Below are 21782 nucleotides of genomic sequence, written 5' to 3'. Positions count from 1 at the left end.
CGTTGAATATGAAATTACTGTCAACGATAATACTGGCGCTGGCATTGCTATGCAGTTGTTCATCTAAGAAAAAAGAAGCTGAGCTGTTAGAGCTATCTAAACCCGAATGGCTGAAAAGCAGGCCTGTGTCATCGGCCTATTTCTATGGTATAGGCACCACACCTAAGGTAGGCGGCTCTGTATTTTATGAAGAAAAAGCCAAGGAGAAGGCATTGGCTGATTTATCGAAACAAATCAGTACCAAAATCAGCAGCGAGCAAAATCTTTACAGGATGGAAGATAACAAGGGGGTGTATGAATACTACCAAAGCCGCGTGAGAGCGCGCTCTGAAGAATTTCTGGAGGGCTATGAGTATGTTGATAAATGGGAGGATCTAAGCAATTATTATACGTTCTACCGCCTGTCTAAAAGTGAGTTTTATGCCCGCAAAGAACAGCGTAAGAAAGAGGCGCTTCAACTATCGCTGGAGAAATACCAGCAGGCTCAAACAGCGAACGAGCAGGCTAATTTTGTATTGGCTATGGAGTTATACGCTTCGTCCATTGATGCCATTAGCGATTATCTGAATGAACAGACATCAGTTGAAACCACCAATGGCAACCTGGATATTTATGAAGCCAGCAAAGATGCCCTTAGCCAACTTATCAACTCTTTGACGATTGAATTTCAACCCAGAGAGCTATATGCTTCTTCAAACACCAAAATAAAAGAAGGAGAAGCTTTACTGGTGATACAGTGTCAGAATCAGCAGGCACATAATATACCTGTTCAGTTTAACTACAGTGGCGGCTTTTTAATTGCCGACCGGTTCAAAAGCAATGCTATGGGACAGGTTAAATCTCCTGCTTTAGAATATGGTAACAAACCTGAAGAAACACTTAAAGCCAGTATTGACCTTAAATCACTGGGCCGCCAAATAACCAGAAACCTGATTGTAAGGCAAATCGTTGAAAAACAAAAGCCAGCTACCTCAATAATATCGATTCAGCTGGCTCAATAATATGTTGTAACCCGGATTCTTGCAGAGTCCGGGTTGTTTTTTACATGCTGTAATGTAGCACCCCTGTTGGCCCCAATGGCAAGCCACTCAGCAACCAAAGTGCCAGCAGTATCATCCACGAGAATAAAAACACCATTGAATAGGGCAACATCGTTGAAACAATCGTACCAATTCCCGCTTTCTCGTCATACTTCTGAAAATACACGATAATTAAAGCGAAGAAACTCATCATGGGTGATATGATGTTGGTGGCACTATCGCCAATGCGATAAACTACCTGCGTCAATTCAGGCGAGTAACCCAGCATCATAAACATGGGCACAAAAATAGGTGCTAATAGAGCCCACTTGGCCGAGGCACTGCCCATTACCAGGTTGATAAGTCCGCAAAACAATGCAAACAGCAGCATCAACGGAATCACGCTCAGATTTAGGCTCTGAATAAGGTTGGCCCCATTAACAGCCATCACCAAACCCAAATTGCTCCAGTTAAAATAAGCCACAAACTGCGCTGCAAAAAACACTAACACCAAGTAAGGGCCTAACGATTTGGCGGCCTCTCCCATGGCACCCATTATATCTTTATCGTTTTTGAACTTCCCCGTTATTTTACCATATACAACACCACAGGTGCCGGCCCACACAAATAATACCGCTACAACGCCTTTCAGCAAAGGCGATGTGAGTAAGTGACCATCGGCACCACGCAGGAAACCACCCTCAGGCAGCAAGCCCCACAAAATAATACCAATAAAAGCCAGTGAAACCAAACCAACCCACAGCAGCCCCTTACGTTCAACGGGTGACAGCTTTTCAAGTTTAGTCTCTTCTTCCGATACTTCACCGGTATATTCTCCAAATCGTGGAGCAATAATTTTTTCGGTTACCCAAGTACCTACCAAGGCCACCATAAAAGTTGATACGACCATGAAATAGTAGTTACTCACCGGATTCACTGTATATGTTTTATCAACAATATGTGCAGCCTCTTCGGTTAATCCTGCCAAAAGCGGGTCGATAGTGCCAATAATCAAATTGGCACTGAAACCACCTGATACCCCGGCAAAAGCAGCTGCCATCCCCACCAATGGATGGCGCTTAGCCACTAAAAAGATAACGCCTCCAAGTGGCACTAACAGCACATAACCCACGCTGGAAGCTACATTTGATATAACACCTGCCAAAATAATGACAAAAGTGAGCAAACCTTTGGGAGCAGCCAGCACCAGCTTTCGTATGAGAGCGCCTATCAGATCTGATTTTTCAGCCAGTCCGATACCCAACATCGCCACCACTACAATTCCCATTGGTGCAAAGCTGGTGAAGTTTTGTACCATCTCTGTTAAAATACGGTTTAAACCTTCTACCGATAATAAGTTGATGACATGAATGGCTTTTCCGGTAGTTGGGTGGGCAGCTGTTGCACCCATCCAGGCAAAAAGACCTGATAGAATCAATACCACAACAGCGAAAATACCAAACAGCAAAGCCGGATGCGGCAAAATATTACCTACACGCTCAACTCCATTTAAAAACAGATCAACTAACGATTTTTTCTTCTTTACGGCGGTGCCCATACGATAAGAGTTTTACTATTACAAGGCGCCGAAAATATAAAATTTTTAGTAGCCGACCATTATAAATACAATTAACAGAGCCTGTTATATAACATAAAGACAATTGCAACCCGTGCAACCTGTTGTTAATTAGGGCTAAATGCCAGCTCCACTAAACCAGCTCTTAAAATGTGGCACTTTCTCACGACTAACAACCACCTCGCGGTCAAACGGCTGTTCGAACTGAATTTTCAATCGGCTGTTGGAGTGCACCAATACATCAGTTATATGATTGATGTTAACAATAAACGAGCGACTGATGCGATAGAAAGTAGCCGGGTTCAGCAACTCCTCCAGCTCCTCCAGCTTATAGTCAATAATGTAGCGATTACCTTTGGATGTCAGGATAAAAGCATTGCGCCCTTCGGCGTAAAACAGCACAATTTTATCACTGGTAACAGACTTGATGCGCTCACCCAGCTTAACCAGGAAACGCTCCTTGTAGGTTTTCCGGTAGTGCAACAGAGCTTCGTTGAGCTCCTCCAGCTTAATACGCTGACTGGCCGATGATAAGTTTTCGCGCAAACTTTCCAGCTTCTCCATACTGCGAAACAGGTCATCATAATCGAGCGGCTTCAGCAAGTAATCGATGCTATTCACCTTAAAGGCCTGAATGGCATATTCATTATAGGCAGTGGTGAAAATAACCGGTAGGTTCAGTTGTGTTTTATTAAATATCTCGAAGCTCAATCCATCAGAAAGATGAATATCCATAAACACCAGATCAGCGGTATTAAGCGGATTGGATAGCCATTCAACACTGGCAGCCACCGAATCAAGTACTTCAGCAACTTCAATACTGCTATCGTAGCGTTGCAATAGGTGAATCAGGTTTTTAACGGCAGGTTTTTCATCTTCGATAATAAGTACTCTCATAAGGTTTAGATTATTCTTCTTCTATTTCAAATAGAGGGATATTGATGTGTAATTGTTGATCTGTTTGGGTGATTTCAAGCTGCTTATTGTCATTAAAAAAAGCATAGGCATTATTAATGAGTGACAAATTCCATACCCCGTTTCCATTGAGTCCAATCTTTGGGTTATGATTGCATACAAAATACAACTCATCATCCTTAGTTTCAAGTCGGATATTAAGTGGCTGAAACTCGTTTATGATTGTCCGGTTGACCAGTTCCTGGATGAGGGCCGATATGGTACAGGGAATTATTTGCCTGTGTAACCAGTCGTTTGGCAGCTTAGCTTCAAAATAAATGCTATTACTGTACTTGATATTCAGCAGATACAGCAACGATTGGCTGAGTTCCAGCTCCCTTTTCAGGTCAACCAGCTCCACATGCCTGTTATCTAAACTGTAGCGATATATCTTTGACAATTGATTTACAAACTGCTCAGCCATGCGCGGTTTAGCATGAACAATGGAGATAAGGTTTTCCAGTCCATCGTACAGCAATTGCGGGTTAATCTGCATCTTAAACTTATCCAAATCCGACTCCATGCCCCTGCGTAGCTCCTGCTCCTGCTTATAGTGCAACTGCTTATGAACAGCTAAAAAAGAGGTACTGACATGAATCACACTATAAAGAATAGCCACCACGCCATACACCCCATTGAAAACAATCAGCTCCGTATTGAAATCGCTGATGATTAATACAAAGTAGAAATACACACTTACCAGGGGCGTAATAACGAGCACAGAAAGTACCAGACTGACTAATGGCAATAGTATAATTCTGGAAGAATGTGTCAAACCCTTAAACTCATGCATTTCACCATTCTCCGTCTGAATATCGGCTACCAATGGGAAACGCTTATCCAGGGCATTTAATAAGAGCCTTAAGGCTTCCATCAACACAAATGCCAGCAATACGGTCACCAGCACCTCCTGACTGAAGAAGTTGGAGCTGAATTGATTAAGCGTATCAAACACCAACAGTATTAAAACATAAACTACCATCCCAATAGGGAATGGTAGCAGAAACCTAAGCCACTTTTGCTGTTTATTGATAGTTGGTGCTTTCATTAGAAACTAATGATTTTATGTTTAAACAGTAATGGTAAAATTACCGAAAATGATTCATTTTTAGTTATTTCTATCTCTTTAGAAGTAAAATAGCCATATCGCTTCCTGATGTTTTCAAGGCCCACCTTATGTGACACATGGTTCTCCGGCTTTTTTAATAATTGGTTATCCACCTCAATAAATCCAGGTTTACGCTCAAAATTATTAACCACCTCTATCCCATGCTGTGCATCGGAGCGAATAACTATCTGCAGCGGCTTATCCTCGGAGAAATGATTGTGTTTAACCGCATTCTCAACGAGTAACTGCAGGGTCATAGGCGGAATATAGCTATCCATACTCACCTTGTCGAGTTCGATGGTGAGCTGTAATGCCTTTTCAAACCTTATCTTCAATAAGAAATAGTAGGCATGTATAAAGTCCACCTCCTGCTTCACGGCCACCAACTCTTTTTGATGGCTGTTAAGAATATAGGTAAATGTTTGTGCAAACTTTCGAATAAAGCCTTCGGTAGTGGCGGCATCCCTGTGAATAAGTGATGCAATGGTATTAAGGGTATTAAACAGATAATGCGGACTTAACTGGCTTTTTAATATCTCGTATTGCAGTTTAAGCCGCTCGCGCACCATTTGCTCACTTTCAATATTGGCCTGTATAAAACTGGTAAATGAATATTGGTAAAGATCTACCAATATAAAAACAAGATTAGTGAGTAAGAAAATGATGAAGAACTTGATGGTTGCATCACCCATGTCCTCCATGAACAGGCCAAATGATATACCATCGTACTTAATAACAATCAGCAGCTTAATGCATATCCACAACATCAGCCCTGCCACAATGGTATTTATAACAAACTGAATAATAAACCTGGAGAACATGCCCTTTAACCATGGATAGAGTTTATTAAGAGCACGGCCAACCAGTGTCAGCACCCCAAATATCAACCACGAACTAAGGGTGAAAAAAGACAGAGAATCAACGTGTTGGGTTAAAGTTGGTAAAAACCCATTCTCACTATAGAACAAATACAGGAAAGCCAGTACACCATACAGTGTACTGACTAATATCTGTGTCATTAGCTTTTTCGACGAATATAATTGGGTGTTGGTTATCATGTGTTGCTAAGTTATAGCATTAATTAGTTTTTTCGCAATAGACTAGACTTCATATTTAAGACCTAATAGTCTTTTTTTAACACTAGTCCCGCTAATTTTAACCTAGTTTAATGTTTTCATCACCCTGTTTTTCTCGTATTCAGATTCCAGATCTTTGGTCATCGATTTAAAAATATATGCGGTTGATGAACTGCTATTGCTGATATATGGACTCAAACGAATCAATACCGCGGCACGTTCAACATCAACATCAATTTGCTGTGTACATTCAATGACCTTAGCAGCTATCTCATCATTCATCACCGGACTATCAATCACATAACGCAACAGCTCTTCAATAGTGCTATTCTGATCCATCCTGTTTATCAGTCGGAAGAACTGATTATAATTATTGGTTGACAATGGAAATTGTGCCACCACCTCACGCATTACAGCTCCTGCGCCATGCTGGAAATCATCAACCAGGCGATCAAGTGTTCTTAACAAACGGTACATGGCCGGCTCTTCCAGTTTATTCTTAGCCAATAAATCGAGCATCACATTGTACATCTCCATTTCACTATCCAAACCATTGAGTGCTTCGAAATATACATCCACCACTTCTTCATCATTAATGAATAGACGGTTAGCTTTTCGAAGTATGAGACCTTTTTGGCTATTAGAAGAAATGCCTCTCGCCGTTTTCAGGTAGTTGATTAACGAGGCTTTATCACTTTTTTGTACACCTGAATCAAGCGCTGCATCAAGCAATGCGGTTGTTATCTCCCCTTTCAAAATGTAATAGCTATCGGACATATTGTCCAGTACATCTCTGAAAACCTCCATCACTTCTTCATCCTGTGGCATATATTTAATCAGATATAGCAGCAGGGCTCCCTTTTCGCGCTCCGATGAAAAATCATCAATGGTTTGCAGCATGCTAATCCAGCTGTCATTCGATAACTTAGTTACACGCACAAGATGCTTCAACACATTACCTTTCTCTGAGTTTATCTCCATGTCATCAATGATATCGAAATAGCCCTTGCGAATGGCAAAATCATTGACATAAAACTTATTGAACATACGAAGCGTGGAGCCACGTTCCGTGTTATAATCATGCGTAGCTGTTGCCTCCAACAGTACGGCCAGTTGTTCGGTACTTAGCTTATAATTCTCAAGAATATACCTGATAAGCGTGCCTTTGGTGCTGTTTGATCTGACTTCTTTAATTTCATTCAGCACAGGTATAATATCCTGGCTCTTGAGTTCATTGTCGAACACCAGGGTTTTCAGAAAGGTATTTTTAGATGCCGAACTTCCGGTTTTGTATGAGGACGATTTAATCGTAAATACATTCCACTCGCTTGTATAGGAGTAGGTTGTTCCTGATGGTAAATCTTCCAGAGCATCTAAAACACCTCTGATACCTTTTGTTCTGTACAAATGTCTCACACGCGACTCAACACCCAAATCGCTTCTCTTAACAATATCTGGCAGTATCTCACCTAGCCATTTTTTGCCTTCAGGATTAAAAGCGGTCTCGGTTTTACCAACATAGTACTCATAGGTAATTGTACCTTTGTCGTCGGCATGTATAAATAGTCGGCGATTATTGCCAAAAGCCGTTTTATTGATTTCAACAAAACCATTCGCCGAAATTCCGGTAATCATTTTGCTATCATCCGATAAATCGATAATGCCTTTATATTTTAGGTCAAAAGGGAAATCTGATGCAACAGCAGAAATATCATACTTATCTGCAGTATAATGCTTCTTTAGTTCCATCATTTCTTCTCTGAGTTCATCACGCTGCTGGTATATTTCCTCACGCAACTTATCACGCTCTTCAATTATCTTCTTGCGGATCTTATCGCCATCATCGCTCATTTCTCCAGCCATTGCCGAAGAAGTAACCGCCAGCATCATTGCTATTAACACAATAAAGTGGCCTATTTTCGTAAATCTGTGTGTAATATTGGTTCTCATAGGGATATTATTTAGTTGTTCATATACACTATTTGATATTACAATATTAAAACATGAGTTAGCCTGAAAAAAACGAAAAGTAGTGAGTTGTTGGAATAATGTAGTGAATTGTAGAGTCAATGAATTAAGGCTGGTTCAAATCCTTTTTTCTTAATAAGATTAATGCGAATAATGCATAAAAAAAGCGTGTATTGAATACACGCCTTCTAATACATAGCCTAAATATCACTTGAACTTAACTCTCTTTAATAACCGGTTGGCAGATCGTATCAATCTTGCTCAATTCTTCAGGTGAAAACTCAACATTATTCAATGCTCCCAAATTATTATCCAGTTGTTTGGTTGATGAAGCCCCAACCAAAACAGAAGTTACCGTTTTATTACACAACAGCCAGGCAATGGCCATCTGCGCCAACGACTGATGGCGTTGCTGAGCCATTTCATTCAACTCAACTATAGCCCTACGTTTAACATCGGTTAATGCCGATTCTTTCAAAAAATGTGCTTTGGCCATACGAGAGTCGGCCGGCACATCTTTCAAATAGCGGTCGGTTAATAAGCCTTGTGCCAATGGTGAAAACGGAATACAGCCAATACCTCGCTTATCGAGTACAGTTGTCAAACCATCTTCTACCCACCGGTCGAATAAGTTGTAACGCGGCTGGTGAATCAGGCAGGGCGTTCCCAGTTCTCTCAAAATGTTTTCGGCCTTTTGTGTTTCTTCAGCTGAATAGTTTGACAAACCCACATACAGTGCCTTCCCCTGACGCACAATCAAATCAAGCGCAGCCATGGTCTCCTCCATAGGCGTATCCGGATCGGGACGATGATGATAAAAGATATCCACATACTCAAGCCCCATTCGCTTAAGGCTTTGATCAAGGCTAGAAACGAGGTATTTCTTTGAACCCCACTCACCATAGGGGCCTTCCCACATATAATAACCCGCCTTGGTAGAAATCACTAACTCATCACGGTAAGCACTCATATCCTGCTTTAATACTTTGCCGAGCGTTTCTTCTGCTGAGCCGGGCACCGGACCATAGTTATTGGCCAGATCAAAATGAGTGATGCCATTATCAAAGGCATGCAATAGGATATCACGTGCATTGCTAAACACATCTTCGGAACCAAAGTTGTGCCATAAGCCCAATGAAATAGCAGGTAGCTGCAGGCCGCTGCGACCACAACGCCTATATAACATGTTTGCGTATCTTTTTTCTGAAGCCAGGTAATGCATAGTATAATTATTTAATCTGTTACAAATTCAATCATCTTAACAATAGCCTCTTGACAAGCCGCACAAAAGCCTTCAGCCTCATTCGTTTTCATGCGGCAATTAAGGGCCGGACGATAAACGCCTTTCTCAACATATCCGCCACCTTCAAATACGCCCGTTTCATTGGTATACTGTTTTTCAAATGGTGTCGGAACCGGCACATCCTCCTTAATCAGGTGCTGCCATTTAGCCTTAAAGTTAACCAATGTGGTAATATTAGGTTGCCAGGGTTCTACCTTTAAATCGAAAAAGTTTTGGTAAGCCACGTCAGATGTGTAATATTCATCGGCCAGGCCGCCAAAACCATGGCCAATCTCATGCAGCATCACCTCTTTGGCCATCGGATGATCCGACGTGCCAATTGAGAAATGGTTGTAGATACCACCACCTCCATATTTATCCGAATTAACCAATACACAAATATGATCATAGGGTGCACAAGCGGCAATATCCCGTATGGCTCTCACATCACCTGTTTCAAGATAACGATCGACATAAAAGGTATTAAATGACGAGTTAACGGCTGTTTTAACCCACTTATTCTTCCGTGGATTGTCGGTACCGGCATCAATGGATGGCGAACACACTGCCCAGAAGTTAAACTTGTCGCGATGCGATTTGTAGGGCGCCTGTTCTAAAATATAGTCAGCCATCCGCTTTACATCATCAATGAACTTATCCATCTCGTCAATTTGGTAACCTTCTGCCACAAAAGCAAAATCAACTTTATGATTGGGCTCCCCGCTATCAATCACTTTAACCACCTTGTATTCGGGCAAAGCCTCTTTGCGAATATTTGGATCGTCCGGGTCTATTTCAAAGGTCATCAGGGTACTGTAAGTGCCGTCCTTTCTGCGCTCTTCAAGCTTAAAAATCACTTTATCTTTTGGATAAGGAAAGGTAACTGTCTGAAAAAATGCTTTATTAATGAATTTAGCCTCCTCAGTTGTCCGCCACTCCTCAAACAAGGTACAAAAGCCACGCGAATAAATTAGCTGATTACCAGCAGTCTCACTTATGGAGTAACGATACTCGCCATAACCCAGTTCATCAATCAGGTTAATCTGTGAACCGCCCCAGTGTGACTCCTCTTTTAGCTCCAACAAGTAGGCCGATTGTGTCGTTTTATTACCTGCCAGTACCAAATCAACACGCATTGACTTAGTGCTGAAATAGGTATCAAAAGCTGTTTGTGCGTGCACACAAGCTGAAAGTAATATGATACTAAAAACACTTATAACACTTATCTTCATGTATTTCAATTTATTTATCGATTGCCACATAACATTTACAAACAAAACTTTCTCCTGCTCATTTTCTCCTATTAGCTTAATTTACCGCATCTTGTTTTACCTGCTTCAAAACCGGTTTATTATTTTCAGTAATTATAGTAGTTTTATACCCTTTCAATGATGCATATTAGATATGGAAACAACTGAACTTAATCAATTAAGCCAACTCGCTCACGAATACCTAAGCTCTTTAGGAATCGGTGATGAATATAGCAAATATTTAATTAGCGGCCTTTGGATGGTTTTTACCTTGCTCATCACTTGGCTAACCAACAAACTAACTAAAAGCTACTTACTCCGGTTTATTGAAAAACTGGTTAGAAAAACCAAATCACAATATGACGATTTACTGATTAAGCGACATGTGCTGCGTCGCTTATCCAATGTCATCCCGGCCTTATTGTTATACTATATGCTGCCGGTTATTTTTCAGCCATTCACAGAAAATGACATAACAGAGCTGCTTCAAAAGATTGTCAGCAGTACTATTCTCGTCATCATTCTCTGGTCTTTTTCGGCCTTACTGGGTGTGGTAAATGACATTTACAACACATTTTCTTACGCAAAAGATCGGCCGATTCGCGGTATGATTCAAATTATTGAGATCGCTGCGTCGTTTATCACAGGACTTGTTATTGTACATGTTTTATTTGATATCGACATTACTAAAATAGTAACTGGTCTTGGAGCTACAGCGGCTGTCTTGCTGCTGGTTTTTAAAGACACTATACTGGGTTTTGTTGCCGGCATACAGCTATCTGCCAATAAAATGGTTAGTGCTGGCGATTGGATTACAATGCCTTCATACAAAGCCGATGGTACGGTTCTAGATATTACTCTTAATACCGTTAAGGTACAAAACTGGGATAAAACAATCACCACCATTCCTACTTATAAACTGGTAGAAGATTCGTTCATTAACTGGAAAGGGATGGAACATTCGGGTGGCCGGCGCATTAAACGTTCAATCAATATTGATGTGGCGTCGGTCAAGTTTTGCTCGGCCGAGATGATTGAGCGCTTTAAAAAGATACGGCTGCTGCATAACTACATTGTAGAAAAGGAAGATGAATTGCTTAAGCACAACAAGCAAAAAGAAGGTGAATCCATTTCGGAAAGCCTGGCCAATGGCCGCAGACTGACAAACATTGGTGTATTCAGAAAATATTTAGAGCAATACCTGCAAGAAAATCCGATGATTAATAAGGAAATGACTTACATGGTGCGGCAACTGCAACCTACTGAAAAAGGGCAACCTATCGAGATATATGCCTTTAGTAAAGTGCAGGAATGGATCAACTATGAATCTATCCAAGCCGATATTTTTGATCACATCCTGGCAGTGGTTGGCGAGTTTGAGTTAAGAATCTACCAACTGCCAAGTGGTGCTGATTTAAGCCCTCATCACAACACGAAAGCTACTTTATAATCGTTATAAATTGAAGTTACAATTGTTATCTTGAAAATATTTTTTTTTGTAACAATTTGTTAATTAGCACCTTTTAACCCAAACACTTTGCTTTGAAATTAAAAGGGTTAGCACAAACTACGTTCATTTAGAGGGCAAATAGCGTTGGATATTTACTATTAATGTTTTATTTTCGTAGCAAACTATTAATAAAAGAGTGTAATTAGTTACGATTCCTAACATTTATCATATACGATATGGAGAGCAGTTTACAAATCGATAGCCTTGATAAGAAAATCTTATCGCTTATCACCAAAAACGCCAGAATTCCCTTCCTGGAAGTTGCACGTGAATGTAAAGTTTCAGGAGCAGCCATACATCAACGCATACAGCGCCTTATGAACATGGGCGTTATCAAAGGATCAGAGTTTATCATCAATCCGGCTAAAATTGGGTACCACACTTGTGCTTTTATGGGTATCTTCCTTAAAAAAGCCAGTCTGTTTGATAAGGTAGTAAAAATGCTCGAAGAAGTTCCTCAAATTGTTGAATGTCACTATACCACTGGTCAATATGCCATCTTCATTAAGATATATGCGAAGAGCAATGAGCATTTGAAGCGCATCTTGCACGATAAACTTCAGGCCATAGCAGGCATTTCAGCTACAGAAACAATCATCTCATTAGATGAGAGTTTTAAACGACAACTACCAATTGACTAATTTCGAATGATAAGATAAATAGTAAAGGCTCCGCACAGGAGCCTTTTTTATAACTGATAAGTACCGTTAATGATGGACAGTAAGGGCTGGTTGAACTTTGCAAAGCTCCTTTCCAGCAGCCGGAATACCCCTGATTGCCTCAACTCTTGCGAATCGTAAATAGCTTGCGCTAATAAATACTGCTCATAGCGATCAGAACTTTGACTAAGCACTAAATGAGGTAAGGTATTGCTGGTCGCCTCTACCCTAAATTCTTCAGCCGAAATAATGCCTTGTTCAATCAATAAAGGATGTGCTTCGAAGAAATTGAATGTATTGTCGCCCAAATACAAATGACACGTTAATCTCAGGCTTAAAGGAATGGTATAATAAAAATGAAACTTACGGCGTTCATCGGGTAAAGAGATGACGATACCATTACCAGCACGGTTAACCGGCGAATATTTCACCCTCCAAACAAGTTCTCCGGCACCTTCTAATTCATCTTTGATAGCATTAATAAGCCTGATGCGAGGCCATGCAATGCTCTGGAAATGTTCATCGTGACTGAATGCGCTTTGCAATTCATCCAGCCCGGTTGTATTTAATTCAAATGTATCAGACATGACAAATAGAGTTGACCAAAGCTACTGATTTTTTATTTTGCAAAGTAAGCTCCAAATCAAGACACCCCAAATAGATGCCTCCCCAACCCGCCTGGTTAACGATAACTTCCTTACCATTTAGGTTTTTCACCTTATCAGGCGCTTCCATAAATGTATGGGTGTGTCCTCCTAAAATAATATCAATATGCTGCGAATTTGCAGCCAGTACTACATCCGATACTTTATCTGACTTATATTTATAACCTAAATGCGACAAAGCAATAATCAAATCACATCCCAGCTTTTCCTTGAGTACAAGAGCTGTTTTGTTGGCAGCTTCAATAGGATCATTATAGCGGGTTTCCTTATAGGATTTAGGATTCACCAACCCGGCCAGTTCAATGCCCAAGCCTATGACTCCCACTTTTAACGGCCCTTTTTGAATAACCTTATGGGGCACAATCAAATTGCTCAACACCGAATCACTTACATCGTAGTTGGTACATACAAAAGGAAATTTGGCTCGCTGAATATTGTTGGCCAACGCTTCAATGCCATTATCAAACTCATGATTACCAATAGTAGCAGCATCGTAGCCCATTTTATTCATCAGTTCAATCTCCAGTTTCCCCTTGTAAATATTAAAATAAGGCGTGCCCTGGAAAATATCACCGCAATCAAACAACAGCACATGCTCCTGCTCAGTCCGGATTTGATTGATTAATTCTGCCCGCCGGGCAAAACCTCCCTTATTAGCCCAACGCGAATCATTAGCCGGAAAAGGATCGATATGACTATGTACATCATTGGTATGCAGGATAGTCAACTTAATGGGCGACTGCATACAGCTTTGCATCAGTGGTGAAATACTTAAAGCTGCTGCTCCTGCAATAGTGTTCTTTAAAAACTTTCTTCTGCTACTCTGCATAGTATATGCGTTTATCCAATTGACTATTAACTAATTTATTTTTGGCCGTCAGTCTTTCAATGTGTTGCAGAATAGCATCACGTACCTTTATGCCTGCCTCTTCTCTTTTTATAGCAGAAAGAAAAACATTGAAATGATCACCGCCGTCGGCCAGGTAATCGGATGTGGCAATAATATAATTTCTTTCTTCAAGTGCTTGACCACCTACCTTAATATCAACTGCCTTTTTGTTTTTTATTGCAAAAGAAGCACCACTCATTCCGTCGCCACCTACTGATGCCATAAAATCAAACAGCTCTTTTACTTGCTGATGCGTCAATGTCAGGTATACAACCTCATTTTCGAAAGGCATTAATTGATAAATACTTTCAACGGTAATTGGTCCTTTATTAACAGGTACTCTAAGGCCTTTTATATTAACGATACTAATATCTACTTTAATCGATGGATTTAACAATCCTGTTTCAACGAGCATCAGGTCTGTCACAAAATTTGAAAGGAGCCCTTCTGGCAGTCCCCCCGATAACTCCTGTTGCGAATGACCTATAACTTTCTGCATCTCCTGGTTCAGGCTGTCACGATAGGGTTTTATAACGGCATCCATCGCCTCATTATACCCGACCAAGCTGTCTATAAGATGATAACTCACATCTGAATGCCTCAATTCAAACCTACCCGAGTTGCAGGAAGACAACAGCAACAGGACACCAACAAAAAGACTGATTAACTGACTATTAATCCTAATCATTTATCTTATTTATAATGAATAACAATAATATAAGGCGCAAGAATACAAAAAGGTTTTCAGATTAATATTAAAATATTATGAAAATTTATGAAGCCCAACCTTTTTTGCTGATGGTATACATAAACACAAAAAAACCACCCGAAGGTGGCTCCACTCATTATTTGATTCGTTCCAGGTACTTCTGCCTGACTCCCAGCAGGTATTCCCTATCGATATTCGGATTATAAATTCGAACCATATCAATGATTCCAAAGTTTTGATGAAAATGACCAATCGCAGCATCAAACTTACTGTAGTCCCAATTATTCTTCACCTTATCGGTAATATCCTCAAAATATTTCCAAGGCAGCTTTTGAGGTATCGTAAAGTAACCATGATCTTTTTCATCTAGATCAAAATACACACCATCCTCAATCTCTTCTAGGGTAAAAAACTTCTTCAGCCTAATGATGGCCGAGCCTTGTAGATTTTTCGGTGCCTTTTTAAATTCAAATCCCTCATCAATATACCCAGCCTGAAGGTCAATTATCTGATCAAATGAGTCAAGATGCCTGACACGAATAACATGATATTCTTTATTGTACATACTCACTACTCCTGCTGCAGCATTAAAGTCAGCACTGAAGTATTTTTTGATATTCTGTGTAGCTCTGGTGATCTCTTCAAGTGTATACAATCTTTTTAATACCAAATAGATATACAAAGGCTTTGAATCAGATGGTATTTCACTGTAGTAGCCAAAATAACCCGGGAATGGCTCCGGAGCTTCTAACACAAAGGTATTCGGAAGAATTTTATCGTGCATGGTTACCAACGATTCCTCCTTAAGCAGGTTACCATACCTTTCTAAAATAATTTTTTTTGCGCCCATAGATGTGTGTTTAAATTAATTTAACCTCCGTTCAGCGTTCATTTGCCATCAAAAAAGTTATTAAAAAAAACGTTGGGAATCAAACACAAGCCTGCAAATTAACCTTCATGGTCGCGAACAAATACTGGTGAGTCACTTTTCGACAACTCTGGCTTGTAATAATAGCCTCCTTCACTAAATGCAATCAGGTCTTCGGGCCTGGATATTTGGTTCTGAATAATGAAACGGGTCATCATTCCTCGTGCTTTTTTAGCAAAAAAACTGATGACTTTGTACTGACCACCTTTCCAATCTTTAAAAACAGGCGTTACAATCTGCTTGCTAAAGGTTTTTTTGTTGATCGCCTTAAAATACTCATTGGAAGCCAGGTTCACCAGTACCTCAGAGCCTTGTTCATCCATATCGACCTGCAGCAGCTGAGTGATTTTATCGCCCCAAAATTCATACAAATGCCTGGTGCCCTCCACATTCAGCTTTGTCCCCATCTCCAACCTGTAAGCCATGATATTATCAAGCGGCCTAAGCAAACCATACAATCCTGAAAGAATGCGCAGCTTTTCATTCGCAAAATTGATTTCTTGCTCACTCAGCGAAATGGCATCAAGCCCAGTGTATACATCGCCTTTAAATGCAAAAAGAGCAGCTTTTACCTCATCTGCATCAAAGGGGTATTTCCACACCTGGTATCGACGATAATTGAGCTGCGCCAGATCTGAACTAATCTTCATTAAGCTTTTTAAGTCATCTGGTTTAAAACCCTTTAAAGCCGCCGCAATTGCTGTTGCTTCATCCGGAAAGCGAATTTCTGAATTATTTGTAGCAGGTGCCTTTGATTTAAAGTCCAGTGATTTAGCAGGAGATATTATAATGTGCATAATGTCAGTTTTTTTCTTTTTAACAAGGTTATTTAGTCTTGGTTCATACTATCAAACAAAAAAAGGACCGCTAAAGCAGTCCTTCATTCTTATAATAGTAAATCATTAGTCGGTTATGATAACTTCTACACCGGCATTTAATAGTTTCTCCTTATCTTCTTCGGTAATGCCACGGTCTGTCACCAGAATATCAATGTCTTTAACTTGACCAATTACAGCCAGACTTCTCTTTTTGAACTTGCTGGAATCAACAACCAAAATAACCTTTTTAGCCATTTTCAGCATGGTCCTGTTCAGGGCAGCTTCTTCAAGGTGTGGGGTACTGAAACCCAAATTAACATCGATACCATCAGCACCGATAAACAGCTTGTCGCAGAAGAAGTTTTTAAAACTATTTTGCGCGATGGATCCAACCAATGACAACGATTTTTTGCGCATCACTCCGCCTGGCATAATTACATTAATTTGCTCCAGCTCAGCCAATGGCCCGGCAATATTAAGCGCGTTAGTTATAACAGTTAAATTCTTAAACTTACTCAGATGGTTCGATACTTCTTTGGTAGTCGTTCCACTGTCAAGCACAATGGTATCCCCTTCTTCAATCAGGCGTGCAGCGCGTTTGCCTATCGCTTCCTTCTCTTTAGCATTTTTCACTTTCTTATCCGAAAGCTTCATATCCAAAGTCACCTTATCAGTCTTGATCGCACCTCCCCGCGCCCTTATCAACAAATTTTTATGTTCAAGCTGGGTCAGGTCATTGCGAATAGTCACCTCACTTACATTAAACTGCTCACTTAATTCGTGTACATTAACCTGACCTTTAGCATCCAATAATTTCAGAATTAAACCTCTCCGGCCAACGGTTGTATTAGGATCAAAATCGTTCATGATAATTGTATTTACAACCACAACTCTTATCAAGTATGGTTACATTCATTGCCATTTTTTCACAAAATAAGTAAATTTTTACTTCAATAAGCATTTGAAAGCAATTAAGTTACTAAACATTATTGTCCACTTACCAACAATAAGCCAAACACCTTACTTATCATTACCATCTCAATTACTTCGAAAGCAACCACCATCAAAATCTCAACATTACGAAACATCAGTTCTATAAAAGTAGATATTACCTTATACCCAACTCTGATATTATTGCTTATTTTGCTCTCCTGTTAAGGGTTTGGTATGAAAAAGGGAAGCTATTATTCTATTGAGGATTTTTATTCAATCAACAAAATTGACAGTCATCTGCATTACTACACTGCTAATGATGCCTTTCTCAGGTTTGCACAAAGCTGTAACATGCAGCTGGTTTCAATAAATGTAGATTTCCGGGAAACAGAATGGATGCCGCTTGAAGAGCAAAAGCGGATTGCCCGACTGCACAGGTTTAATTTCCCCAACCACTACTTTTTTATTGGAGCCATTCCCCTGAGCGATCCCATAACAGAAAGTACCCTTAAACTGGCTTGTCAACAGACAGATGCTGAGAAAGAATGCGGGGCCATTGGTGCTAAAATATGGAAGAACGTTGGGATGAAGCTGCACTACAACAACCAACTGGTCATGATTGACCATCCGGTATTTCATCCTCTACTAGACCATCTGAGTAAAACAAAAACCCCTTTACTTGGCCATTTTGGTGAGCCGCTGAACTGTTGGCTACCAATTGATGAAATGACCGTTGAATCGGACAAGCGCTACTATGCCGGCCACCCTGAGTTTCATATGTATTTGCAACCCCAAATGCCATCGCATGCCCGGCACATTACAGCCTGTAATCAGATGCTCAGCAATAACAAACAACTTAGTTTCGTAGGTGCACACCTTGGCAGCAGCGAATACAGCGTTGATGAAATTGCAAAGCGATTGGACGCTTATCCCAATATGCAGATGGATTTAGCTGAACGAGTGTGTCATCTCCAGCACCAGGCTGTCAAGGAGCATGATAAAGTACGCAACTTTATGATTAACTATCAGGACAGACTATTGTATGGCTCTGACATAGTGTTTACAGACAATAAAAGCGAACAGGAGCAGCTCGAAGAGGTCAAGCGGCGTTGGCTATCCCAATGGCGTTTCTTTACACAGGACGATGAACAAACCACCTGGCAGGTTAATGGTTCGTTTAAAGGCCTGGGCCTTCCGAAAGAGGTCATTAACAAGCTATACTACCACAATGCCTGTAACACCTACCCCCGCATACAAACCAATGCCTGATGACGCGATGAAAACATACATGGCTCCTCTACAGAGCTATACTACTGCTTTCTACCGCCTTGCGCATGCTCGCGCATATGGTAAAATGGATAAGTATTTCACCCCGTTTTTTGAAGAAAACAAAGAGGGTACAAAAGGCCTTGAACTCTATCCCGAACTATCGGAAAAATACAATGCGGGTTTAAACTGCATTCCCCAGGTAGTCACCAATCAAGCTGACTTTTTAATCAATTTTGCCAGGCAATCAAAGGAAATTGGCTACCAGGAGATCAACATCAACATGGGTTGCCCCTTCCCCATGCTGGTCAAACGTCGACGGGGAGGTGGCATACTTAAGCACCCCGAACTGATTCAAGAAATGCTCGAAAGCTACTTTAAACAAGAAATTGATGTTAAGGTATCGGTTAAAATGCGAATGGGCACCGACTCGCCCGAACAAGGTAAAACCATAGTAAAGCTTTTAAACAACTTTCCCCTTGAAGAACTAATCCTCCACCCAAGACTGGTAACTCAAAAATACAATGGTCAGCCCGACTGGCAGGCTTTTGGCGCATTGTGTGAGCTCAGCCATCATAAAATAATTGCCAACGGTGACATTACTTCGACGGACACTGCCAATAGCATTATTGAAAACTTCCCTGGAATCAATGGCATCATGATTGGGCGCGGTTTGCTAATGCAACCAGAATTGCCATTCGCTATCCGAGGAATACAATACGACCAATCGACCTTGTTTGATTTTCACGATCACTACTTCAGATTAATACTTGATTATTATCAGGAATGGAACAGAAGTTTTAATTTCCTCCAGAACTTTTGGCACTATCCGCTACAAACCAGTCAAAACTTAAAAAGACTGTACCGCCAGCTCAAAAAGCATAATAAGCCTGACAGCTATCAACTGTGGCTAACAACAATAAAAAAGAGCATTTTACAATAGACATACGGCACCGCTTTGGCATTGCATGATAAAGCTCAAACTAGTTTCTTGTAAAAATGGTACATTTGTATCTTAAAAATTACAACCATGGTTTTAGAAGAAATTAAAAATATATTACAACACGAAGCACAAGCCGTTAGTAATATTCCTGCTACCGAAGACTTTATCAATGCCGTTAATCTCATTCATGAATATGTACACCAAAAAGGTGGTAAATTAATCACTTCAGGAATGGGGAAAGCGGGGCAGATAGCCATTAACATGGCCACGACCTTCAGCTCAACAGGAACACCATCATGCTTTTTACACCCAAGTGAAGCACAGCATGGCGACTTGGGAATTGTACAGGAAAATGATGTACTTCTGATGATATCCAACTCGGGCAAAACCAGGGAAATTATTGAATTAATCGATCTGGCGCGCGGCTTACGTCCCAACATCCCTATTGTGGTGATAACCAGTAATACAGAATCAGTACTTGCTAAAGAGGCCAATGTATGCATCAGCACCGGCAACCCTAAAGAAGTATGCATTTTAGGCCTGACGCCAACCACCTCCACCACTACAATGACAGTTATTGGAGATGTGCTGGTTGTACTGCTGATGAAAAAAATTAATTTCTCAAATACTGACTATGCTAAACGCCATCACGGTGGCTATCTTGGACATAAATCACGTGAAGCTGCAGGATTAAACAAATAAATATGGATTTCAACTGGAAACAACTTCAAAACGGTTCTGACATTAGGGGTGTTGCCCTGACTGGCATTGCCGGTCAGGAAGTGAACCTGGACACTAATATCGTTGCCCAGCTTGGTAAAGCTTTTTACCACTGGCTAAAACAAAAGTACAGTGATACAAAAACAATCAAAGTAGCCGTTGGGATGGATTCACGCTTATCAGGTCCGAATTTAAAAGCCGCTTTCATAGAAGCCCTGGTTAACTCAGGAGCCGAAGTACTTGATTGTGGCATGGCCTCAACACCTGCTATGTTTATGACAACGGTTACAGAGCCTTACCTGGCTCATGGAGCTGTGATGCTGACGGCCAGTCACCTGCCCTTTAACCGTAACGGCCTTAAATTCTTCACACCACAAGGTGGTTTAGAAAAGCAGGATATCACTGACATACTGACCATTGCAGAAAACGGCGACACAACAGATTCTGACAACAAAGGGACTTTAAGCGAAGTTGACTTTATCGATGTATATTCCGAACTGTTGTTAGAGAAAATACGTAAAGAAGTCAACTCAAAAGAAAACTACGATAAGCCACTAACAGGATTTAAACTAACTGTTGATGCCGGAAATGGTGCAGGGGGCTTTTACGCACACAGGGTACTCGAAGTACTGGGAGCCGATGTGAGCAGCAGCCAGTTTCTGGAGCCTGATGGCCGCTTTCCTAATCATGTTCCCAATCCGGAAGATGGTATAGCCATGAAATCCATTTGTGATGCGGTAAAAGCTAACAATAGTGACCTGGGAATTATCTTTGATACAGATGTTGACCGGGCTGCAATAGTGGATGAAAAAGGTAATCCCATTAACCGTAATGAGCTGGTGGCCCTTTCGGCAGCCATTGTTAACGAAGAGCACCCGGGAGCCACAGTAGTTACCGACTCTATTACTTCCGATGGTCTGGCCTGGTTTATCAACGAAGAATTAAAAGCCAGACACCATCGCTTTAAGCGCGGTTACAAAAATGTGATTAACGAAGCCATTCGTTTGAATGAGCAGGGAGAAGAGTCGTGGCTGGCCATTGAAACATCAGGCCATGCCGCCTTGAAGGAAAATTACTTTTTAGATGATGGTGCCTACCTGGTAACCAAGTGTATCATTAAAATGGCACAGCTAAAGGCTGATGGCAAGTCATTAACCTCATTAATTGAGAAGCTGCCTGTTCCGGCCGAAAGCAAGGAATTCAGGATTAACATCAAAGCGGCAGACTTTAAGGCCTACGGCGAAAAAGTAATTAGCGAACTGGGACACCTGGCCGCCTCCAGAAGTGGCTGGGAACTGGCACCCAACAACTACGAAGGGGTACGGGTTAGTATCAGTACCAAAGGCACCAAAGGATGGTTCTTATTGCGCTTATCGTTACACGACCCGGTTATTCCTTTAAACATAGAGTCGAATAACGAAGGAGGTGTTGAACAGATTGCCTGCCAACTGCTTTCGTTTTTCGAGAATTTTAGCGAACTGGATTTACAATCATTAATAAACAGATAAG

At 40.9% G+C, this 21782-nt stretch carries 20 protein-coding genes; 7 read left to right on the top strand and 13 right to left on the bottom strand.

Features of this window, described 5'->3' with window-relative positions; translation table 11 throughout:
• Nucleotides 1-8: 8 nt before the first annotated feature.
• Nucleotides 9-1001 carry an LPP20 family lipoprotein gene (locus tag KEM09_RS18360; RefSeq protein WP_212230523.1) on the top strand — a complete coding sequence of 331 codons (993 nt, stop codon included), beginning with the start codon at nucleotides 9-11 and terminating at the stop codon, nucleotides 999-1001.
• 40 nt (nucleotides 1002-1041) lie between these two features.
• Here KEM09_RS18360 and KEM09_RS18355 read toward each other — a convergent pair whose 3' ends face one another.
• The 7 genes from KEM09_RS18355 to KEM09_RS18325 form a co-directional block, all read right to left on the bottom strand.
• Nucleotides 1042-2577 (bottom strand): AbgT family transporter, encoded by a 1536-nt coding sequence (locus tag KEM09_RS18355; protein WP_212230521.1) that lies wholly within the window; start codon nucleotides 2575-2577, stop codon nucleotides 1042-1044.
• A 135-nt stretch (nucleotides 2578-2712) separates the two neighbouring features.
• Entirely contained in the window at nucleotides 2713-3492 is a 780-nt protein-coding gene (locus tag KEM09_RS18350; RefSeq protein WP_212230519.1) for a LytR/AlgR family response regulator transcription factor, read from the bottom strand.
• Between the two features lie 10 nt (nucleotides 3493-3502).
• Complete coding sequence (locus KEM09_RS18345) at nucleotides 3503-4597, bottom strand: histidine kinase (protein WP_212230517.1); 1095 nt, start codon at nucleotides 4595-4597, stop codon at nucleotides 3503-3505.
• Nucleotides 4597-5676: a sensor histidine kinase gene (locus tag KEM09_RS18340; protein WP_212230516.1), complete on the bottom strand. Its 1080-nt coding sequence runs from the start codon at nucleotides 5674-5676 to the stop codon at nucleotides 4597-4599. The genes KEM09_RS18345 and KEM09_RS18340 overlap by 1 nt, the downstream gene beginning before the upstream one ends.
• Nucleotides 5677-5817: 141 nt before the next feature.
• Entirely contained in the window at nucleotides 5818-7683 is a 1866-nt protein-coding gene (locus tag KEM09_RS18335) for a hypothetical protein (protein ID WP_212230515.1), read from the bottom strand.
• A 235-nt stretch (nucleotides 7684-7918) separates the two neighbouring features.
• Entirely contained in the window at nucleotides 7919-8923 is a 1005-nt protein-coding gene (gene mgrA / locus KEM09_RS18330; protein ID WP_212230514.1) for an L-glyceraldehyde 3-phosphate reductase, read from the bottom strand.
• A gap of 11 nt (nucleotides 8924-8934) precedes the next feature.
• The gene (locus tag KEM09_RS18325; RefSeq protein WP_212230513.1) at nucleotides 8935-10215 is read right to left on the bottom strand and encodes a M64 family metallopeptidase; all 1281 of its coding nucleotides are present in this window, start codon (nucleotides 10213-10215) and stop codon (nucleotides 8935-8937) included.
• A gap of 172 nt (nucleotides 10216-10387) precedes the next feature.
• Between KEM09_RS18325 and KEM09_RS18320 the strand changes: the two genes are divergently transcribed.
• Together KEM09_RS18320 and KEM09_RS18315 are read left to right on the top strand one after the other, a co-directional pair.
• Nucleotides 10388-11683, top strand: a complete 1296-nt coding sequence (locus tag KEM09_RS18320) for a mechanosensitive ion channel family protein (RefSeq protein ID WP_212230512.1) — start codon at nucleotides 10388-10390, stop codon at nucleotides 11681-11683.
• Nucleotides 11684-11919: 236 nt separating this feature from the next.
• Nucleotides 11920-12384, top strand: coding sequence for an Lrp/AsnC ligand binding domain-containing protein (locus KEM09_RS18315; RefSeq protein WP_212192789.1), 465 nt, complete (start codon nucleotides 11920-11922; stop codon nucleotides 12382-12384).
• Between the two features lie 47 nt (nucleotides 12385-12431).
• Here KEM09_RS18315 and KEM09_RS18310 read toward each other — a convergent pair whose 3' ends face one another.
• The 6 genes from KEM09_RS18310 to agaR all read right to left on the bottom strand — a co-directional run bounded on the left by KEM09_RS18310 (nucleotide 12432) and on the right by agaR (nucleotide 17278).
• The gene (locus KEM09_RS18310; protein WP_212230511.1) at nucleotides 12432-12989 is read right to left on the bottom strand and encodes a hypothetical protein; all 558 of its coding nucleotides are present in this window, start codon (nucleotides 12987-12989) and stop codon (nucleotides 12432-12434) included.
• On the bottom strand, nucleotides 12982-13896 hold the full coding sequence (locus KEM09_RS18305; RefSeq protein ID WP_212230508.1) for a bifunctional metallophosphatase/5'-nucleotidase: 915 nt from the start codon (nucleotides 13894-13896) through the stop codon (nucleotides 12982-12984). Before KEM09_RS18305 ends, KEM09_RS18310 begins: the two co-directional genes overlap by 8 nt.
• A complete protein-coding gene (locus tag KEM09_RS18300) occupies nucleotides 13886-14644 on the bottom strand; it encodes a 5'-nucleotidase C-terminal domain-containing protein (protein ID WP_212230506.1) in 759 nt (252 codons plus the stop codon). Before KEM09_RS18300 ends, KEM09_RS18305 begins: the two co-directional genes overlap by 11 nt.
• Nucleotides 14645-14801: 157 nt before the next feature.
• Nucleotides 14802-15515, bottom strand: a complete 714-nt coding sequence (locus KEM09_RS18295; RefSeq protein ID WP_212230505.1) for a hypothetical protein — start codon at nucleotides 15513-15515, stop codon at nucleotides 14802-14804.
• 98 nt (nucleotides 15516-15613) lie between these two features.
• Complete coding sequence (gene yaaA, locus KEM09_RS18290) at nucleotides 15614-16390, bottom strand: peroxide stress protein YaaA (RefSeq protein WP_212230503.1); 777 nt, start codon at nucleotides 16388-16390, stop codon at nucleotides 15614-15616.
• 105 nt (nucleotides 16391-16495) lie between these two features.
• A complete protein-coding gene (gene agaR / locus KEM09_RS18285; RefSeq protein ID WP_212230501.1) occupies nucleotides 16496-17278 on the bottom strand; it encodes a transcriptional repressor AgaR in 783 nt (260 codons plus the stop codon).
• 300 nt (nucleotides 17279-17578) lie between these two features.
• Here agaR and KEM09_RS18280 point away from each other — a divergent pair, with 300 nt between their 5' ends.
• The 4 genes from KEM09_RS18280 (at nucleotide 17579) to KEM09_RS18265 (ending at nucleotide 21781) form a co-directional block, all read left to right on the top strand.
• On the top strand, nucleotides 17579-18613 hold the full coding sequence (locus tag KEM09_RS18280) for an amidohydrolase family protein (protein ID WP_212230499.1): 1035 nt from the start codon (nucleotides 17579-17581) through the stop codon (nucleotides 18611-18613).
• A 7-nt stretch (nucleotides 18614-18620) separates the two neighbouring features.
• Entirely contained in the window at nucleotides 18621-19553 is a 933-nt protein-coding gene (locus KEM09_RS18275; protein ID WP_212230497.1) for a tRNA-dihydrouridine synthase family protein, read from the top strand.
• A gap of 87 nt (nucleotides 19554-19640) precedes the next feature.
• Nucleotides 19641-20255, top strand: a complete 615-nt coding sequence (locus KEM09_RS18270) for an SIS domain-containing protein (RefSeq protein ID WP_212192798.1) — start codon at nucleotides 19641-19643, stop codon at nucleotides 20253-20255.
• Nucleotides 20256-20257: 2 nt separating this feature from the next.
• The gene (locus KEM09_RS18265; protein ID WP_212230495.1) at nucleotides 20258-21781 is read left to right on the top strand and encodes a phosphohexomutase domain-containing protein; all 1524 of its coding nucleotides are present in this window, start codon (nucleotides 20258-20260) and stop codon (nucleotides 21779-21781) included.
• Nucleotide 21782: the final 1 nt, after the last annotated feature.

This window comes from Carboxylicivirga mesophila (assembly GCF_018271975.1).
Lineage (GTDB): Bacteria > Bacteroidota > Bacteroidia > Bacteroidales > Marinilabiliaceae > Carboxylicivirga > Carboxylicivirga mesophila.
Note: the sequence above shows the minus strand (reverse complement) of the source record. Positions and strands in the feature narration are given on the sequence as shown.

Bases quoted from the DNA above. Each gene is read 5' to 3' on its own strand.
- KEM09_RS18340 (WP_212230516.1), bottom strand. From the start codon at position 5,676: ATGACACAGATATTAGTCAGTACACTGTATGGTGTACTGGCTTTCCTG.
- KEM09_RS18335 (WP_212230515.1), bottom strand. From the start codon at position 7,683: ATGAGAACCAATATTACACACAGATTTACGAAAATAGGCCACTTTATT.
- KEM09_RS18355 (WP_212230521.1), bottom strand. From the start codon at position 2,577: ATGGGCACCGCCGTAAAGAAGAAAAAATCGTTAGTTGATCTGTTTTTA.
- KEM09_RS18310 (WP_212230511.1), bottom strand. From the start codon at position 12,989: ATGTCTGATACATTTGAATTAAATACAACCGGGCTGGATGAATTGCAA.
- agaR (WP_212230501.1), bottom strand. From the start codon at position 17,278: ATGAACGATTTTGATCCTAATACAACCGTTGGCCGGAGAGGTTTAATT.
- KEM09_RS18360 (WP_212230523.1), top strand. From the start codon at position 9: ATGAAATTACTGTCAACGATAATACTGGCGCTGGCATTGCTATGCAGT.
- KEM09_RS18295 (WP_212230505.1), bottom strand. From the start codon at position 15,515: ATGGGCGCAAAAAAAATTATTTTAGAAAGGTATGGTAACCTGCTTAAG.
- KEM09_RS18345 (WP_212230517.1), bottom strand. From the start codon at position 4,597: ATGAAAGCACCAACTATCAATAAACAGCAAAAGTGGCTTAGGTTTCTG.
- KEM09_RS18300 (WP_212230506.1), bottom strand. From the start codon at position 14,644: ATGATTAGGATTAATAGTCAGTTAATCAGTCTTTTTGTTGGTGTCCTG.
- KEM09_RS18270 (WP_212192798.1), top strand. From the start codon at position 19,641: ATGGTTTTAGAAGAAATTAAAAATATATTACAACACGAAGCACAAGCC.
- KEM09_RS18320 (WP_212230512.1), top strand. From the start codon at position 10,388: ATGGAAACAACTGAACTTAATCAATTAAGCCAACTCGCTCACGAATAC.
- yaaA (WP_212230503.1), bottom strand. From the start codon at position 16,390: ATGCACATTATAATATCTCCTGCTAAATCACTGGACTTTAAATCAAAG.
- KEM09_RS18275 (WP_212230497.1), top strand. From the start codon at position 18,621: ATGAAAACATACATGGCTCCTCTACAGAGCTATACTACTGCTTTCTAC.
- KEM09_RS18280 (WP_212230499.1), top strand. From the start codon at position 17,579: ATGAAAAAGGGAAGCTATTATTCTATTGAGGATTTTTATTCAATCAAC.
- KEM09_RS18325 (WP_212230513.1), bottom strand. From the start codon at position 10,215: ATGAAGATAAGTGTTATAAGTGTTTTTAGTATCATATTACTTTCAGCT.
- KEM09_RS18305 (WP_212230508.1), bottom strand. From the start codon at position 13,896: ATGCAGAGTAGCAGAAGAAAGTTTTTAAAGAACACTATTGCAGGAGCA.
- mgrA (WP_212230514.1), bottom strand. From the start codon at position 8,923: ATGCATTACCTGGCTTCAGAAAAAAGATACGCAAACATGTTATATAGG.
- KEM09_RS18350 (WP_212230519.1), bottom strand. From the start codon at position 3,492: ATGAGAGTACTTATTATCGAAGATGAAAAACCTGCCGTTAAAAACCTG.
- KEM09_RS18315 (WP_212192789.1), top strand. From the start codon at position 11,920: ATGGAGAGCAGTTTACAAATCGATAGCCTTGATAAGAAAATCTTATCG.
- KEM09_RS18265 (WP_212230495.1), top strand. From the start codon at position 20,258: ATGGATTTCAACTGGAAACAACTTCAAAACGGTTCTGACATTAGGGGT.